The organism is Heyndrickxia vini (assembly GCF_016772275.1).
Lineage (GTDB): Bacteria > Bacillota > Bacilli > Bacillales > Bacillaceae_C > Heyndrickxia > Heyndrickxia vini.
This window is the reverse complement of the sequence record NZ_CP065425.1, coordinates 1290939-1308524: the sequence shown is the minus strand read 5'-3', so window position 1 is coordinate 1308524 and position 17586 is coordinate 1290939. Positions and strand designations below refer to the sequence as shown.

18 protein-coding genes, 1 pseudogene and 1 riboswitch are annotated in these 17586 nt (G+C 35.8%); of the genes and pseudogenes, 10 read left to right on the top strand and 9 right to left on the bottom strand.

Annotated elements, in window-relative coordinates; translation table 11 throughout:
• Nucleotides 1-206 precede the first annotated feature (206 nt).
• Nucleotides 207-965, top strand: coding sequence for a C39 family peptidase (locus I5776_RS06530; protein WP_202779574.1), 759 nt, complete (start codon nucleotides 207-209; stop codon nucleotides 963-965).
• Nucleotides 966-988: 23 nt separating this feature from the next.
• On the opposite strand, the gene asnB is transcribed toward I5776_RS06530, so the two are convergent.
• Both asnB and metK read right to left on the bottom strand, forming a co-directional pair.
• Complete coding sequence (asnB, locus tag I5776_RS06525) at nucleotides 989-2887, bottom strand: asparagine synthase (glutamine-hydrolyzing) (protein WP_202779572.1); 1899 nt, start codon at nucleotides 2885-2887, stop codon at nucleotides 989-991.
• A 484-nt stretch (nucleotides 2888-3371) separates the two neighbouring features.
• Nucleotides 3372-4570, bottom strand: a pseudogene (metK, locus tag I5776_RS06520) (methionine adenosyltransferase).
• 383 nt (nucleotides 4571-4953) lie between these two features.
• Nucleotides 4954-5142, bottom strand: a riboswitch (SAM riboswitch).
• 240 nt (nucleotides 5143-5382) lie between these two features.
• Between metK and pckA the strand changes: the two are divergent.
• Nucleotides 5383-6972 (top strand): phosphoenolpyruvate carboxykinase (ATP), encoded by a 1590-nt coding sequence (gene pckA / locus I5776_RS06515; protein ID WP_202779570.1) that lies wholly within the window; start codon nucleotides 5383-5385, stop codon nucleotides 6970-6972.
• Between the two features lie 116 nt (nucleotides 6973-7088).
• Here the strand turns inward: pckA and I5776_RS06510 are convergent, their stop codons facing one another.
• Complete coding sequence (locus I5776_RS06510; protein ID WP_202779568.1) at nucleotides 7089-7331, bottom strand: DUF2584 domain-containing protein; 243 nt, start codon at nucleotides 7329-7331, stop codon at nucleotides 7089-7091.
• Between the two features lie 49 nt (nucleotides 7332-7380).
• Nucleotides 7381-8148: an alpha/beta hydrolase family protein gene (locus tag I5776_RS06505; protein ID WP_202780717.1), complete on the bottom strand. Its 768-nt coding sequence runs from the start codon at nucleotides 8146-8148 to the stop codon at nucleotides 7381-7383.
• 136 nt (nucleotides 8149-8284) lie between these two features.
• Here I5776_RS06505 and I5776_RS06500 point away from each other — a divergent pair, with 136 nt between their 5' ends.
• From I5776_RS06500 to I5776_RS06485, 4 genes are all read left to right on the top strand, one after another.
• Nucleotides 8285-9289, top strand: a complete 1005-nt coding sequence (locus I5776_RS06500) for an ABC transporter substrate-binding protein (RefSeq protein WP_202779565.1) — start codon at nucleotides 8285-8287, stop codon at nucleotides 9287-9289.
• Between the two features lie 18 nt (nucleotides 9290-9307).
• Nucleotides 9308-10081 carry an ABC transporter ATP-binding protein gene (locus I5776_RS06495; RefSeq protein WP_202779564.1) on the top strand — a complete coding sequence of 258 codons (774 nt, stop codon included), beginning with the start codon at nucleotides 9308-9310 and terminating at the stop codon, nucleotides 10079-10081.
• Entirely contained in the window at nucleotides 10065-10874 is an 810-nt protein-coding gene (locus I5776_RS06490) for an ABC transporter permease (protein ID WP_202779562.1), read from the top strand. The genes I5776_RS06495 and I5776_RS06490 overlap by 17 nt, the downstream gene beginning before the upstream one ends.
• A 99-nt stretch (nucleotides 10875-10973) precedes the next feature.
• Nucleotides 10974-11828, top strand: coding sequence for a DUF6612 family protein (locus I5776_RS06485; RefSeq protein ID WP_202779560.1), 855 nt, complete (start codon nucleotides 10974-10976; stop codon nucleotides 11826-11828).
• A gap of 39 nt (nucleotides 11829-11867) precedes the next feature.
• Here the strand turns inward: I5776_RS06485 and I5776_RS06480 are convergent, their stop codons facing one another.
• Nucleotides 11868-12197, bottom strand: coding sequence for a hydrolase (locus I5776_RS06480; RefSeq protein ID WP_202779558.1), 330 nt, complete (start codon nucleotides 12195-12197; stop codon nucleotides 11868-11870).
• An 86-nt stretch (nucleotides 12198-12283) separates the two neighbouring features.
• On the opposite strand from I5776_RS06480, the gene I5776_RS06475 reads away from it, so the two are divergent.
• Nucleotides 12284-12544, top strand: coding sequence for a DUF6154 family protein (locus I5776_RS06475; RefSeq protein WP_425490342.1), 261 nt, complete (start codon nucleotides 12284-12286; stop codon nucleotides 12542-12544).
• A 37-nt stretch (nucleotides 12545-12581) separates the two neighbouring features.
• Here I5776_RS06475 and I5776_RS06470 read toward each other — a convergent pair whose 3' ends face one another.
• On the bottom strand, nucleotides 12582-13025 hold the full coding sequence (locus I5776_RS06470) for a Dps family protein (RefSeq protein ID WP_202779554.1): 444 nt from the start codon (nucleotides 13023-13025) through the stop codon (nucleotides 12582-12584).
• A 136-nt stretch (nucleotides 13026-13161) separates the two neighbouring features.
• Between I5776_RS06470 and ytzI the strand changes: the two genes are divergently transcribed.
• The 3 genes from ytzI to I5776_RS06455 all read left to right on the top strand — a co-directional run bounded on the left by ytzI (nucleotide 13162) and on the right by I5776_RS06455 (nucleotide 13864).
• Nucleotides 13162-13338, top strand: a complete 177-nt coding sequence (gene ytzI / locus I5776_RS06465) for a YtzI protein (RefSeq protein ID WP_246483942.1) — start codon at nucleotides 13162-13164, stop codon at nucleotides 13336-13338.
• 30 nt (nucleotides 13339-13368) lie between these two features.
• The gene (gene yidD, locus I5776_RS06460) at nucleotides 13369-13605 is read left to right on the top strand and encodes a membrane protein insertion efficiency factor YidD (RefSeq protein WP_425490341.1); all 237 of its coding nucleotides are present in this window, start codon (nucleotides 13369-13371) and stop codon (nucleotides 13603-13605) included.
• 97 nt (nucleotides 13606-13702) lie between these two features.
• Nucleotides 13703-13864: a DUF1540 domain-containing protein gene (locus I5776_RS06455; protein WP_202779551.1), complete on the top strand. Its 162-nt coding sequence runs from the start codon at nucleotides 13703-13705 to the stop codon at nucleotides 13862-13864.
• Between the two features lie 198 nt (nucleotides 13865-14062).
• Here I5776_RS06455 and menC read toward each other — a convergent pair whose 3' ends face one another.
• The 3 genes from menC to menB form a co-directional block, all read right to left on the bottom strand.
• Complete coding sequence (gene menC, locus I5776_RS06450) at nucleotides 14063-15178, bottom strand: o-succinylbenzoate synthase (RefSeq protein WP_202779550.1); 1116 nt, start codon at nucleotides 15176-15178, stop codon at nucleotides 14063-14065.
• Nucleotides 15179-15182: 4 nt separating this feature from the next.
• Nucleotides 15183-16658, bottom strand: coding sequence for an o-succinylbenzoate--CoA ligase (locus tag I5776_RS06445; protein WP_202779549.1), 1476 nt, complete (start codon nucleotides 16656-16658; stop codon nucleotides 15183-15185).
• Nucleotides 16659-16753: 95 nt separating this feature from the next.
• Nucleotides 16754-17572 (bottom strand): 1,4-dihydroxy-2-naphthoyl-CoA synthase, encoded by an 819-nt coding sequence (menB, locus tag I5776_RS06440; protein ID WP_202779548.1) that lies wholly within the window; start codon nucleotides 17570-17572, stop codon nucleotides 16754-16756.
• Between the last annotated feature and the right edge of the window lie 14 nt (nucleotides 17573-17586).

Here is a 17586-nt window from a genome sequence, read left to right as displayed (position 1 = left end):
TGATACCTCCTTAATAACTAGCATAGTAATCTCTTCCTAATTATAAAAGAAAAAGGCGAAATAGGAAAAGAACCATTTATATTGTACCCATTTTCTATAAAGGCAAAATAACAGGATCATTTGTTTTTTTATTTGCTTTTAAAAAAGACTTTAAATTTGACGAAAAATGACGATGTATAAAGTAAGGATAATGTAAAGGTGATTTTATGAAGTCTATTATAACAGGTTTTATAGCATTTCTATTTTTTATAATTATTTTTATTTACGGTTATCAAAATTCTGAACATGCTAGTGAAGTTAAAAAACAAACGATTGATTTAAGCCACACTGATTCAAAAAAATATTCAATTATCAAAATAAAAGATAATGTTCTTTTAAATATTCCTGTCATTTCTCAATTTCCAGAATTAGCTCGTGGATGTGAAGTAACTAGCCTATCGATGTTACTTAACTCAGCGGGAATCAAAACTGATAAATTGACCCTTGCGAAACAAATCAAAAAAGATGCGACACCACGTAAAATAATTAATAACAATATCCATTACGGACACCCTAATGATGGATTTGTTGGCGATATGTATACGTATAGCAAACCTGGCCTTGGTGTTTATGTTCAACCAATTATTGAATTAGCGAATAAATATATGCCTGGTAAAATTGTCAATTTGACGAAAAGCTCATTTGAAGATTTAAAAATACCTCTATCAAACGGGCAACCAGTTTGGGTAATTATTAATACTCATTATAAAGAACTTCCTGATTCCTATTTTACAACATGGCATACAAAAAAAGGGACCATCCGCATTACTAGTAAGGAACATTCTGTACTAATTACAGGTTACGATAAAGACTTTATTTACTTCAACGATCCACTGACAGGTCAGAAAAATAAAAAAGCACCCATTCACGACTTCCAAGAAGCCTGGGTGCAGATGGGCAGCCAAGCGATTACATACCAAGAGTAGATATGTATATCGCGGCTGCTTTTTTAAATATTTGCCCCTTCAGTTTGGAGCTTATATTGTTTTTGGAAATCATATTTTTCTTCTAAATAAACTGCATGCCATATCATAAAGATGAGGACGGTCCATATTTTACGACTGTGATCCATTTTTCCTTGGCAATGTTCCTCTAAAAGGTTTAAAACATAATGCTTATTAATGATGTGATCTGTACCACTTTCATGAATAATTTGTTTTGCCCAATCATGCATTTCATCTTTTAACCAATGACGGATTGGTACCGGGAAGCCAAGTTTCTTGCGGGTCAGTACATGGTCAGGAACAACGCCTTCAGCTGCTTTTCTTAAAATGTATTTCGTAGTATTATTCGCTGTTTTTAAGCTTGTTGGTATTTTGGAAGCAATTTTAAATACCTCTTTATCTAAAAATGGAACCCTTAATTCCAATGAATGTGCCATTGTCATTTTATCCGCTTTTAATAAAATATCACCGCGCATCCATGTGTGAATATCAATGTATTGCATACGATCAACTGGATCGTAATCTTTTGTTTCAGCATACAAAGGTTTCGTAATGTCTGTGTATTCTATACCTGACCGATATTGCGCCAGCAAATCTTTTTTCTCCGATTCAGTGTACATCTTTGCATTCCCAATATACCTTTGTTCCATCGGTGTTACTCCACGCTCAATAAAGCTTTTCCCTTTCACACCCTCTGGCATAATTTTCGCTAATGCTTTTAATAAAGACTTACCAACGGCAGGAATTTTATTAAAGACTTCTAGTGATTGCGGTTCTCTATAAATATTATAACCACCGAATAGTTCATCAGCACCTTCACCTGATAAAACGACCGTTACATGCTTTCTTGCTTCACGTGCTACAAAATATAAAGGAACACAGGCAGGATCTGCTAATGGATCATCTAAATGCCAAATAATTTTTGGCAATTCCTTCATATATTCTTCTGGAGTGATAATATAACTAATATTTTCAACTCCAAGTTTATCCGCGGTTTCTTTTGCTACGTCAATTTCACTGAAACCATTGTGTTCAAAACCGACTGAAAATGTTTTAATGCTTGGATGATATTGCTTAGCAATGGAAGCAATTATCGAAGAATCAATCCCACCTGATAAGAACGATCCAACGGGTACATCACTTCTCATATGAACGTTTACAGAATCAAATAAGACGTCTCTAATTTCCTTTATAAATTCATCTTCTGATTTTTGTACAGGTTGGAAAGATGCTTTCCAATAACGTTTGATGTCCATTGGTTTGCCCAATTTTTTAATAAAATAATGGCCAGGTTCTAATTTTTTGATTCCTTCTGTCATTGTTTCTGGTTCTGGAACAAATTGATATGTCATATAATGTTGAGCAGCTTCATAATTTAATTCTTCATGTTCCATTGCGAGCAAAATACTTTTCTTTTCAGAAGCAAAGAATGTGCGTCCTTCTTCTTCTCTATAAAAAAACGGTTTGATACCAAAAGGATCACGTGCTCCAATTAATAACTGCTCCTGTTTATCCCAAATCGTAAAAGCAAACATGCCCCGAAGCTTCGATACCGCTTCTTCTTTATAGTAACTATAAAGCGCAAGAATAACTTCCGTGTCAGAAGCCGTTTCAAAAGTTAACCCCGCTTCAACCAATTCATTTCGCAGTTCCACATAATTATATATTTCACCATTAAAAATGATCCAATAACGTTCATTTTCATATGTTAAAGGTTGGTGTCCACTTTCTATATCAATAATACTCAATCTGCGGAAACCAAATTGAATATGTTCATCTTCAAAAAATCCATCATCATCGGGACCACGATGAGTGATAATATTGTTCATGTTTTTAAAAAGTTGTCTGTCTGTTTCTCTTAATCCAACCTCGTTGTCATGTATACAACCTACAAATCCACACATTATGTATGTCACCTACTCCATTCCAAATTAACATACTTATTTATTACAATTTTATATTAATATTCGTCGTGATTCCAATGAGCTACTGCAATGGGCAATATTCAACATTTTTCACACCATATTATACTATCATTTTTTTTTCCTTTTTGCAGTAGACAATATATATATTTTATTGGTAAGAACTGCGAATACTATTTTAACAAAAGCAAATGGAGTTACAAATACTGTAACTCCACTTGCTTATTAAGGTCATTTTTGTATTGTTTGTTGTTTTTGGAAATATACCGTTCCTTTCCGCTACAGGAGCTTGCTTTCCGCGGGGAGGAAGTCGAGCCTCCTCGGCGCTCCTGCGCGCCTGTGGGGTCTCGACTTTTCCTCTATGTCCCGCAGGAGTCAAGCTCCTTCCGCTCCAATCCACTCTGCACTTAATATGCTTAAAGTAACAATCTTTTAGAAATGAGCGTTTTACAAAAAGCCTCTTTTATTATTTTAATACTTCTTTACGTAAGTTTTCGGCTTTATCTGTTCTTTCCCATGGAAGGTCAAGGTCATGACGGCCGAAATGACCGTAAGCAGCTGTTTGTTTATAAATTGGGCGACGTAAGTCTAACATTTTGATAATTCCTGCTGGACGTAGATCAAAATATTTTCGTACGGCATCGATTAATACATCTTCAGATGCTTTTCCTGTACCGAATGTATCAATGGAAATGGATACTGGTTGAGCAACCCCTATTGCATAGGCAAGTTGGACTTCACATTTATCAGCTAATCCTGCAGCTACAATGTTTTTAGCGACATAACGTGCAGCATAAGCGGCAGAGCGGTCAACTTTTGTAGGATCTTTTCCTGAAAATGCTCCCCCGCCATGACGTGCATAACCACCATACGTATCAACGATGATTTTTCGGCCAGTCAAGCCTGCATCCCCTTGAGGCCCACCAATAACGAAACGGCTGTAGGATTAATAAAGTATTTTGTCTCTTCGTCGATTAATTCACTAGGAACAACTGGATTAATCACATGTTCTTTAACATTTCGTTGAATTTGTTCTAAGCTAATTTCAGGGTGATGCTGTGTAGAAACGACGATTGTGTCGATACGGATCGGTTGATCATTTTCATCATATTCTACTGTTACTTGTGTTTTTGCATCTGGTCGCAAATATGGCAATATTTCTTCTTTACGAACCTCTGAAATTCGACGTGCTAACTTATGTGCTAAAGAAATCGGTAAAGGCATAAGCTCTTTCGTTTCATTACAAGCAAAGCCAAACATCAACCCTTGGTCACCTGCACCGATTGCTTCAATTTCATCCTCAGACATTTGGCCTTCGCGTGCTTCCAATGCTTTATCGACACCCATAGCTATGTCTGCTGATTGTTCATCAATCGATGTTAATACTGCACATGTTTCCGAATCAAAGCCATATTTTGCACGTGTATATCCGATATCTTTGATTGTTCCACGAACAATTTTTGGAATGTCGACATATGTATTAGTAGTAATTTCTCCTGCTACTAACACAAGACCTGTCGTAACGGATGTTTCACAAGCTACACGGGCATTTGGATCTTTTTCTAGGATCGCATCTAAAATGGCATCTGAAATTTGGTCACAGATTTTGTCTGGATGTCCTTCTGTAACTGATTCAGATGTGAATAAACGACGCTTTTTTGTCATTTTTATTCCTCCCTAATACAAATTGCTATCTATTTTTACGCCTCACGGTACTCATTCCCTATTAGTATGAAATAAACCACAGATTTTATCCTAAGCTAAAATCCGGTTCATAGGTTTCGAAAGTGGGTAAATAAGAAAAGCGCAAGCACCTTGATTAGCCCCGACAAGCAAATGTTCTGGGGAAATCTGCCTTTTGATTTTCCCAAAAGGAAAGTTGGCTTTATAACTTTCCCACAAATGAAGTTTGCTCTTTAACTTCAATTGTCGAAGGTTATTTGATCTCGAGGGGCCGGTTGCTTTCGCTAGACATCATTTAAAAATGAATAAAACCCTTCCCCATCATATGTACTATGTGAGGAAAGGTTCATTACCCGTGCCTTTCACTCTTATCGTTCAAGGATTTTACCTTGCCTCAGGTTAGCACCGTGCGCTCTAGCTGTTAGAAGTAAGAGGTTAGATTTTGAAGTAACCGGCAAAGCCAGCTTCCGTTTCTAACTTCCAAGTTACTAACCTATAGAATGTCGGTTGCTGGGTTTCATTGGGCCTGTCCCTCCACCAGCTCGGGATAAGAGTATCCGTTCAAGGTAAAATAATACGCAATTTGTTGGATGGTGTCAATAAATTATTTTTCCATTTAAACTTGTACAATTGACTTCCTTATTATATTGTGGAAATGAAAATAATTTTAATTGAACAATTTCATATATTTTTAAAAAAATACGCACATATAGTATAGACTATTTATATAATTGTGTTATACTAATTAACGAATAAAGGATACTTAAATTTTTTACAAAGGAAGGTTAGTATAAATGAAATCAGTTACTTTTTCAAATACATTAACAAATGTTTTAGCCGGAAAAAACATCCTTACTCAATTAGCAGTACCTCAATTAGTAGAAAAGGTATTAAAACGAGGAGAAGGAATCTTAACATCTACAGGTGCAGTCCGTGCTGAAACTGGAAAATATACTGGCCGTTCTCCTAAAGATAAATATATTGTTGAAGAGGCTTCCACAAAAGATGCAATCGATTGGGGCTCTGTAAATCAACCAATTTCTGAGGAATCATTTGATAAATTATATACTAAGGTGATTAATTACCTACAAGAGCAAAATGAAGTTTTTGTTTTTAAGGGATTTGCAGGTGCTGACAAAAGAACTCAATTACCAATCCAAGTAGTAAATGAATATGCTTGGCATAATTTATTTGCACATCAATTATTTATCCGTCCAACCGAAGAGGAACTTAAAACCCATGAAGCTGAATTTACTATCTTATCTGCTCCCAATGTGAAAGCGGATCCATTAACAGATGGCACAAATTCAGAAACATTTGTCGTTGTTTCGTTTGAACGCCGAATTATTCTTATCGGCGGAACCGAATATGCTGGTGAAATGAAGAAAAGTATTTTTTCTATCATGAATTATCTTTTACCTCAAAATGATATTCTACCGATGCATTGTTCTGCAAATGTAGGTGCTGAAGGAGATGTCGCTTTATTCTTCGGATTATCCGGAACGGGCAAAACAACATTATCCGCTGATCCAAATCGCCGCTTAATCGGTGATGATGAACATGGATGGTCTTCAAATGGTGTATTTAATATTGAAGGTGGATGCTATGCAAAATGTATCGGCCTTACTCGTGAAAAAGAACCGCAAATCTATGATGCGATTCGATTCGGAGCAGTTTTGGAAAATGTCATGGTGGACGAATTGACCCGTGAACCATTATATGATGATGCGACATTAACTGAAAATACACGCGCTGCATACCAAATCCAAGCAATTGACAACATCATTGAACCAAGTATTGCAGGACACCCACAAACGATTGTCTTTTTAACAGCGGATGCTTTCGGGGTATTACCTCCGATCAGCAAATTAACAAAAGAACAGGCAATGTATCATTTCCTTAGCGGGTATACATCCAAACTAGCGGGTACCGAACGTGGAATTACTTCTCCTGAAGCCACTTTCTCTACTTGTTTCGGTTCACCATTCTTACCTTTACCAGCTACTGTATATGCTGAAATGCTTGGGAAAAAGATCGATGAGCATGGCGTTCAAGTTTTCTTAGTCAATACAGGATGGACTGGCGGAGAATATGGAGTAGGAAGTCGAATGAAATTAGGCTATACACGAGCAATGGTTCAGGCTGCATTAGAAGGCGAACTTGAATCTGTTGAAACAAAACAAGATGAAATTTTCGGATTACACATTCCATTGCATGTACCTGGTGTACCCGATGAAGTGTTAATTCCTAATAAAACATGGGGTAACCAACAGACATATAATGAAAAAGCACAAGAGCTTGCTACAAAATTCAAAGAAAACTTCAAGAAATTTGGTCATGTGTCACAAGAAATTGAAATACAGGGTGGACCAATCATTAAATAAATTTAGAAAAAAGGGACTTGAGGAAATGAACTATATTTTCCTTGAGTCCCTTTACTTTATAAAAGTATAACATTCGGTTTTTGTCCAACTTCGGCGTCTAGCCTCCGCTTTTCTAATTAATTACTTGAATTTAATGAAATTAATTGATATGTAATATTCGTTTTTTCATTTTCCCACTCAAGTTTTCTTATTATAGCAGTTCCTCTTGTTTCACTTTCTTTCGTTTTACGTATATCCATTGGAATATCAATTGGATACAAACGGTATCCTTCCTTTTCCAATCTGAATAAATTTTCTTCTAATCTTTTTTCTTTTCCTTTCGTTACAATCATTGTATTTAATTCTAATGGCATCCCCATCGTCACAGCCTCCTCTTTCGTACATAATGTTCCTTTTATTTTATCATGATTATGGCCTATTTTTCATCCATGAGCATAGATCGGAAACAATTTGGCGGTTTATTGCTGGTGGAAAATAATGAGTATAATTTTGAAAGTACCATGTTTCAACTTCTTTCCCACATTCTCTTAACCTTTCTTCTAACCTTATTGCATGCTCAATTGAAACATTCTTGTCTTTTACTCCGTGAATGATTAATACGGGTTGTTTAATCCTGTCAATTGAATATAAAGGGGTTCTCTCTTGATAAAGGGCAGGATATTTATTCGGTGTGCCACCAATGACCCGTTTTAACATTTTTCGCAAATCATGTCGTTCATAATACGTTAACACCATATCAGATACCCCGCCCCATGTGACAATTGATTTAGCTTCCGAACGGTTAATCGCAGTATGGAGGGCCATAATTCCTCCTCTTGAAAATCCAAATATATGAATCCGTTCATTTTTCACACGTACATATTGCTTCAAAAGATCATAAGCAGTGTATGCATCTTCCCGGTCATTCCCTGCAAAATCTTCATTTCCCTCTCCCCCACGATTTCCACGATAAAACGGGGCGAAAACAATAAAACCTTCGGCAGCAAATTGGCCAATTCTAGCAGGTCTCACCATACCAACACCTTTAATCCCACCCCTTAAATAAAGAAACCCATCGTATATCATCTCATCTTTAGGCTCTGCTAATAGACCTTTTACCTTTAAGCCAGCCGATAAATAAGTAATCAAGTACATTTGAACGTTTGGATTTGGTGAAGGAAAAGGCGTCTTTTCCATTCCAAATGCGCTAATTTTATCTTGCAAATTTTTTTACCTCCAGCATCTAACTTCAAAGAAATAGGCATTCACACATTTTTAAGTTTATCATACGATACTTTATCAGAATCAGTAACAAAAAGGAGGATAATGGGTCATGAAAAAAGGGCTTAAGATTAGCTTCTCACTATTAATGGCCGCCATTCTTATTTTTACCCTGGGTGCTTGTTCCAAAACAGAATCCTTAAAGAAAGTTCGAGTGGCAGAAGTTACACGTTCCGTTTTCTATACACCACAATATGTTGCTATTGAAAAAGGATTTTTTAAGGACGAAGGACTGGACATTGATTTAAAAACAACAGCTGGTGGAGACAAAACGATGACGACTCTATTATCTGATGGAGCCGATGTAGCGTTAGTTGGTTCAGAAACGTCCATTTACGTTTATGCACAAGGTGCAGAAGATCCGGTCATTAATTTTGCACAGCTAACGAGAACGGATGGGACATTTTTAGTTTCCCGCGAAAAAAAGGAAAACTTTTCTTGGGATCAATTAAAAGGTTCAACATTCCTCGGCCAGCGTAAAGGCGGAATGCCACAAATGGTTGGCGAATTTGTTATAAAAGATAAAGGAATCGAACCACATAAAGATTTGAAATTAATCCAAAACATTGATTTTGCTAATGTCGCAAACGCTTTTGCTTCAGGAACTGGAGACTATGTTCAATTATTTGAACCGACAGCATCCGTTTTTGAAAAAGAAGGGAAAGGTCATATTGTTGCCTCTTTCGGAAAGGAATCTGGCAGTGTCCCTTACACTGATTATATGGCGAAAGAAAGTTATCTTAAAAAAAATAAAGATACACTTGAAAAATTTGTTCGCGCTATTTATAAGGCCGCCAAATGGGTAGAAGAAAATGATCCAAAAGACGTTGCCAAAGTCGTTCAACCATTCTTTGAGGACGTTGATGTTGAAATATTAACTTCTTCAATTGATCGTTACCAAAAACAGGGTTCATTTGGAACAGATCTCATTTTGAATGAAGAAGGCTGGAATCACCTACAAGATATAATGGACGAAGCTGGTGAATTACCAAAAAGAGTTGATTATAAAACACTAGTCAATACATCAATTGCTGAAAAAGCTATACAAAATAAATAAGGAGGTTTTTCTAATATTATGAGCTTCCTAACCGTCCAAAATGTCCATCATAGTTATTTCACACCGAAATCAGTGACAAACGCCTTACAAAACATAAATTTTGACATAGAGGAAGGGGAGTTTATTTCCTTAGTTGGACCAAGCGGATGTGGAAAAACAACAATGCTATCCATTCTATCTGGTTTAATTTCACCGACAGAAGGAAAAGTATTGATTGATGGCAGGTTACCTAATTCCCAAACAACTTCAATTGGTTATATGCTCCAACAAGATTATTTATTTCCTTGGAAGACAATCAAAGAAAATATTTTATTAGGGTTAAAACTTCAAAATCAACTAACCGAGGAAAAAAAGGAGAAATCTCTCAGCCTTCTGAAGGAAATCGGCCTAAGTGGAGTTGAAACCCAATATCCTAAACAACTATCAGGTGGAATGAGACAAAGGGTCGCATTAGTACGCACACTTGCAATTAACCCTAAAATTTTATTTTTAGATGAGCCTTTCTCTGCATTAGATTACCAAACAAAATTAAAACTAGAGGATTTAGTTTTCGATACACTTAAAGCCTATCGAAAAACTGCAGTTCTTGTTACACACGACATTGGAGAGGCCATTTCTATGAGTGATCGAATATTATTATTTAATGCAAAACCAGGCAGACTTCACAAAGTATTCTCCGTTCCAGAGGAATTGCGCAAACTCCGTCCATTTGATGTAAGAAGTAAAGCAGCATATTCAATATTATTTCAAGAAATTTGGAAGGAGTTGGAGTCCCTTGAAAATGACGGATAATACCACACTCTTTCATCAACAATATCTTCATCACTTAAAAAAAGAAAAAAGATTGGTACGTCTATATCAGTTCATTATCTTACTTGCATTTTTCACTTTGTGGGAGATAGCCAGCCGTTTCCATTGGATTGATCCACTGATCTTTAGTTCACCTTCAAAAATATGGAAACTATTTATTAGCAAACTCCAAGACGGCAGTCTATATTTGCATACCGGAGTGACCGTTTATGAAACAATGCTTGGATTCATTCTTGGAACCCTTTTAGGAGCTATATTAGCAGGTATTCTTTGGTGGTCTCCAAAACTCTCAAAAATTCTCGACCCCTATCTCGTTATTTTTAATGCGATGCCAAAAGTAGCATTTGGTCCAATGTTAATTGTTATTTTCGGAACAGGTTTAAATTCCAGTATTGCGATGGGCATCATTATTTCCGTCATCGTGACAACAATCGTCATCTATACGGCATTTCGCGATGTAGATCCAAATTATATAAAAGTTCTACAAACATTTGGTGCCTCGAGGGGCCAAATGTTTAAAGAAGCTATTCTTCCCGCAACATTTCCAACCATTATCTCAACCTTAAAAGTTAATGTCGGATTATCTTGGGTTGGCGTTATCGTTGGTGAATATCTTGTGGCTTCAAAAGGTCTTGGTTATTTAATCATTTACGGCTTTCAAGTATTTAATTTCACTTTAGTAATGCTCTCCTTAATGGTTGTTGCCGTTATTGCCACGATTATGTACCAGTTAGTTGGCCTATTAGAAAAGAAATTAGTAAAAAATGATTCATGACAATTCGCCGATTCGTTATGGTCGGCGAATCTTTTATGAAACCTTTTCCAGTTACAAGCGTACATATAAGTGATAACAAAAAGGAGTGATGTTCGTTTTATGAAAAAATTATTGATTAGTCTCGTTTCTGTTATGTTTTTATTTACTTTAGCTGCATGCAGCGAGACTGCCGATCCAGTCAATTCAAAAGTAAAAACTAAAAAGAAGGATAGTCTAACTCTTCAGGAAGTATTTGATAAAACAACTGATGCATCTAAAAATTTAAAAAGTGTGCATATGGATATGGATCTTAAACAAGCAATAACGTCACCGGGTCAACCAACACCAATGAATATTAATTCAAACATGTCAATTGATATGGTGTTGAATCCCTTAGCGATGTATCAAAAAATGAAAATGAATATTGAAGGCGGGGACGCTCCTCAAAACCAAGCAATGGATATGGAGTCATATTTGACAAAAGAAGGTTTCTTTTTATATGACCCAACTTCAAAACAATGGATGCAAATGCCTGAAGAGCTTTCTAAGCAAATATTACAGATGCCTGAACAACAAGCAAACCCAGCAGAACAACTTAAACAATTACAACAATTTACCGATGATTTCTCTTTTAAACAAGACGATACTCAATATATCTTGAATTTGAAAGCATCTGGAGCAAAGTTTGATCAGTTTTTAAAGGAAAATGCCAAACAATTAATGCCGGATGGTCTGAAAGAAAATGCCGATGCGCTTAATAACATTACCTTTAAAAATGTTAACTACGAAATATTTATTGATAAGAAGACATTTAACATTAATTCATTAAACATGACTCAAGAAATGGAAATGGTTATGGAAGACCAAAAAATGAGTTTAAAGCAAGAAATGAAAGGAACATACTCAAACTATAATAAAGTGGACGAAATTAAAGTACCTAAGGAAGTATTAGATACTGCTCAAAAAGTAAATTAAGGAAAAAGCCAGCAACTCATTAAAGTTGCTGGCTTTTCATTATTCCGATGTAAAATCCCTTAAAATACCGATTTTGTCAATATGCCGCTTCGCCTCTTGATCCCCTAATTCGTAAATCATTTGATACACTTCAATCATGTGTTTATCATACTCATCATTCGAGCGATCATGATGATATTCCATAAAAGGAACATGCGCACGCAAAAATCCATCTATTTCCTCATCATAATTAGCATCAAAAATCTGTCTTAAACGTGTAATCTCCTCATCTGTAGCTTCTATTTTAAAATTCCACGGAGAATCAGTTGAGCTTCTCGATATTTCCCCGCTGCCGACATTAATATAATAGGTGTTTTTTTGCTGATCCATTCCTGCACTCCTCACAAGTTAAATTTATTCTTTATGTATCGTTTCCCACAAATTAAGCAAAAATATTCTTAAGTCATTAAAAAAGGATGATTAACGTGAGACTTGTCGATGAGCTATTTGAAATTTATCAAAATCGTTTGACCGGAGACGATGAGGATATTGATATCATTGCATATGCAGTATTAGAAGAATCAGATCGAAATGATTTAATGAAAATAGTTGAAGATATGAATGATGAGGAAATCCAATACTTTATTAGCCTGTACTTAATCGAAAGCCTAAAAAATAAATTTGCTAGCCATACTACTGATCTAACCCACCGTACGAAATCAAAATTTTTGCATTAAAAAAGGAAACTGTTCAACACAACAGTTTCCCTTATTTTCATCCTAAATAAGCATTTAACATCCATACATGTTTTTCTAATTCTTCTTGCAGTGAAATGAACATATCTTCTGTTACATCATCTTTTACATCGTCTGCTAAAGCAATTCCTTCTTTTAATTCACCAATAATGATTGTAAAATCATTTACAACTTCTTTCACCATTTCATCAGCGCCAGAAGTGGTTTCCGCTTCTTGTATACTCGCTAACTCTAATGAACCTTTCAGTGTAGATACTGGTTTGCCGTTAATCGCAAGTAATCTTTCAGCGAATTCATCAATAACGGAATCTGCTTTATTGTATAACTCCTCTAGTTTTTCATGAAGTGAAAAGAAATGATGGCCTTTTACGTACCAATGAAAATGATGGAGCTTTGTATAAAGAACTGTCCAGTTTGCTACCTGTTTATTTAATGCATCTTGTACTTGTACTTGTTTTTCCATATGTATCTCCTCCTGTAAACTACTACTTTAATCTTTACCCTTTCACAAATTCGTTAAACATCCATTTCATATCTTTCACAAAAAATGAAATTACATGCTAAAATATAGGTTAGATATTATTAGGAGGTTTATTCCATTGTACACATTCATTTTGATTGTATCCATTTTGATCATCATAGTGATTATTCTCGCATCTGCACTAACAACTTCAAAAGCATATTCGTACAAGCATACAATAGATCCAATTGAAAATAATCCTAATATCAAAACAAATAATGAAGAAGAAAATAATATAAACAAAAAGAGCAACTAATAATTATTTTACAAGGATGTCCTACTTATTATGATAAAATTTATTTTTATTAAAATGATTCGATTTTATCAAATTGTTATATCCCCTCTTAAGCCGCCAACATGCCGATTTTACCCGACATGTTCCCAATACGGACTTGAAGCAATAAAACGATTCGGTGCATTTCATGGGGGCTTTTTAACCATTAAACGAATACTTAAGTGCCATCCCTTGCATCCAGGCGGATTCGATCCTGTACCGGAAAAAAAGAATCATCCATCAAAATAATATAACAATGGATGGCGTTACTTTCCAAACATAGATCTTCTCGCTAATACAGAAACTAATTTTGTATCATAAAAAACCTTTTAAGGGGTGAGGTACAATGGCAAAAGACGTATTATGTGAAGTGAATAATTGTCATTATTGGGCAAAGGGAAATCGTTGTTCCGCAAATGAAATATACGTAGTAAGCCATAAAGGCGATCAAGCAAAAAATACAGAAGAAACTGACTGCAAAACATTTAAACCTGAAGGAAATTGGTAATTAGAAAAGCGTAAGCACCTTGCTCATCGACGTAAAAGACTTGCGGGACTTAAAGGAAACACGATGAGCCTGCAAGGTGAATCGATGCTGACTTATCGTAGGGAAAAGTCCTGAAGTTTTCTAGTCGATAGGTGCTGAAGCTGGACATCGCAGGTAATTTTGTAAGAATGCTGCAAAAACTTTTAAAACTGCAAGTACTTATTTGTGCTTGCAGTTTATATTTTCTCGATAGGTAGTTACTTGATGGAGCCGGTTAAAATTTATATCAAAACCGATTCCCGGCTGATTCGGTACTTTTATTTTTCCATCGAACACTTCTACTTGTGGGGATATGATATCTTCTTCCCAAAAGCGATTTGATGCTGAAAGATCTCCTGGAATGGTGAAACCCTCTTTAGTAGAAAGAGCCAAATTATGTGCCCTAGACACCCCAAACTCAATCATTCCACCGCACCAGACTTGAATATCATTTTTTCGACATAGATCATGGATAGCAATGGCATTGCGTAAGCCGCCAACACGGCCAATTTTAATATTAATGACACCACAACTATTAAGCTGAATGGCGCTTTTAGCATCATGATAGGTAATAATACTCTCATCCAGACAAATTGGCGTTTTCAATTCTTTTTGTAAAATCGAATGTTCAACAATATCATCAACGGCTAATGGTTGCTCAATCATTAACAAATTAAAATCATCAAGTGATTTTAATAATTCAATATCATTTAATGTGTAAGAAGAATTTGCATCTGCCATTAATGCGAGATTAGGGCAAAACGAGCGAATTTCTTTAATAAACTGATAATCCTTCCCAGGTTTAATTTTTACTTTAACCCGTTCATATCCATTTTCCATATAAGAGGAAATTTGTTCAATGGCATTTTTTATATTTTCAGTTCCAACGACAACGCCAGCTGGTACTTCTTCTCGAACACCATTAATCATTGTCCAAAGCGGTTTTGATTTTAGCTTTGAATATACGTCCCATATAGCTGTTTCCAGTCCCGCCTTAGCCATATGGTTTCCCCTAATATGGTTAAAAGCCATATAGAGATCATTTGGATGATTTATATGTTTGTCTAAAACTAATGGGATTAGAAGATCCTTTAACATATGATAACAAGTTTTGACCGTTTCTTCTGTATACCATGGAGTTGAGAAAGCGACAACTTCCCCATAACCTTTAGCCCCTTGTTCATCAATAACTTCCAGTATCATTCCTTCCCGCTCAATGACCGTTTCTAAGGCAGTTGAAAATGGGGTTTTTAAAGGCATTTTAATTATGAAAATATTTACTTCATGAATTCTCATATGATCATCCTTTTGGAATTAGCTCTTTTAATTTTCGACGGAGTAGTTTATTCGATGCATTTCTAGGCAATTCATCAACAAAATAAATTCGGTTCGGAATTTTATATTTTGCAAGTCTTTCTTGGCAATACGTAATCAATTCTGCTTCCTCTATGAATGGTTTACAAACAACAAACCCAATAGGAATCTGGCCCCATAAGGAATGTTCTATACCTGTTATCCCAGCTTCAAGAACGTTTGGATGTGATAACAGTACCTCTTCAATTTCAGCAGGATAAATATTCTCACCACCAGAAATAATTAAATCTGAACGTCGGTCGAGAACAAATAAATATCCTTCCTCATCTACATAACCTATATCACCTGTAAAGAACCAACCATTTTTAAAATGCTCCCGATTCGCTTCACTTCGATTTAAATATCCAATCGTAATATTTGGACCTTTAACAATGATTTCCCCTGGTTGATTCGCATCTAATTGTTTACCCTCTGACATTATTTTCAACTGCGAAGGAAATAACGGCTTTCCTGCTGATCCAATCTTTAATAAACTATCTTCAGGAGATAAAGTGACAATTTGAGAGGAGGTTTCAGTCATTCCGTACGATTGAAAGACGGGGATATTTTTGTCTAAACATGCTTCAAGCAATGATTTAGCCGCTGGTCCACCCCCTAGAAGCATACAGCGAAAACGTTCATGATAACGACTTTCTTTCAAATCATCAAGCAAACGATGAAGCATTGTGCTTACTACGGACATAATCGTCACACTACCAGATTGTAATTTCTCATTAATAATTTTCTCATTAAAATGTTCATATAAATAAACCGGCATTCCATAAATAACACTTCTCATTAGAATAGATAATCCACTAATATGAAACAAAGGAACTGCACAAAGCCAACCGTCATCTTCCCCTAATCCAAGATTTAAGGCAGATCCTATAGCACTCCACCAATGGTTCCCGTAAGTTTGGAGAACTCCTTTAGGGTTGCCAGTTGTGCCAGATGTGTACATGATTGAACATACATCGTCCATTAAATATTCATTAATAAATGGATAATTTTCTTCCTTTTGCTGTTGTACTTCTTCAACTGTCTTACTAACAACATTTGGATAAATCTCATGTATTTCTGCTAGTTTATTTTCTAATTCCTTTTCACCAATAACTAAACTTGTTTGACTATCTTTTAATTGAAAAACCATTTCACTTGCAGTTAATCGATGGTTCAAAAAAACCGAAGTAATTCCCAGCTGCTGTAATGCATGAATAATTATTACTGTATGTGGACGATTCGCTAAAAGAATTGCCACTGAATCCTTTCTTTTCACTCCCAATGATGCAATTTTCTTTGCATATATTTCAACTTCTTTATACAAATCTAAAAAGCTCCACTCTTTATTTTCAAATAGGAGTGCCTTTCGTTTTGGTGTTAAAAACGCTCTTTGTTTTAAAAGATTAGGTATCATACCGTTCATATAAATCACCTTTTATGTAGAATTTCTATAAAAAAGCTTGATGGAATATCCATCAAGCTTTTTAGAGCCCTTCCTTAGGGCATTTACAATTTAAATCAAGGGAAACGAGGAAATTGCCCAAAATCAGGTTTACGTTTTTCCTTAAAGGCATCGCGTCCTTCTTTTGCTTCATCCGTTGTATAGTATAATAATGTAGCGTCTCCACCAAATTGTTGGAGGCCAGCTAAACCATCTGTATCAGCGTTAAACGAAGCTTTTAAGAAACGAAGTGCAGTTGAGCTTTTCTCAAGAATTTCTTCGCACCATTTAATTGTTTCTTCTTCAAGTTTTTCTAGAGGCACAACTGTATTAACAAGCCCCATGTCTAATGCTTCCTGTGCATTGTATTGACGGCATAAGTACCAAATTTCTCTTGCTTTCTTATGTCCGATAATACGAGCTAAATACCCTGCACCATAACCAGCGTCAAAGCTGCCTACTTTAGGTCCAGTTTGTCCAAAAATCGCGTTTTCAGCAGCAATTGTAAGATCGCAAACAACATGCAATACATGTCCGCCACCAATAGCATAGCCAGCTACCATTGCAATAACCGGTTTTGGTGTAAAACGAATTAATCTTTGTAAGTCTAGTACGTTTAAACGTGGAATATTATCATCGCCAACATAACCGCCATGCCCACGAACCGATTGGTCTCCTCCTGAGCAGAAGGCCTTTTCGCCCGCACCCGTAAAAATAATGACCCCAATTTTTGAATCATCACGAGCACGAGATAATGCATCAATCATTTCTGTAACTGTTTTTGGTGTAAATGCATTATGTACATGCGGACGATTAATCGTAATTTTAGCAATCCCATTATATGATTCATAAAGAATTTCATCATATTCTCTTTCTGTTTGCCATTCTACAGTCATGTAAAATCCTCCCT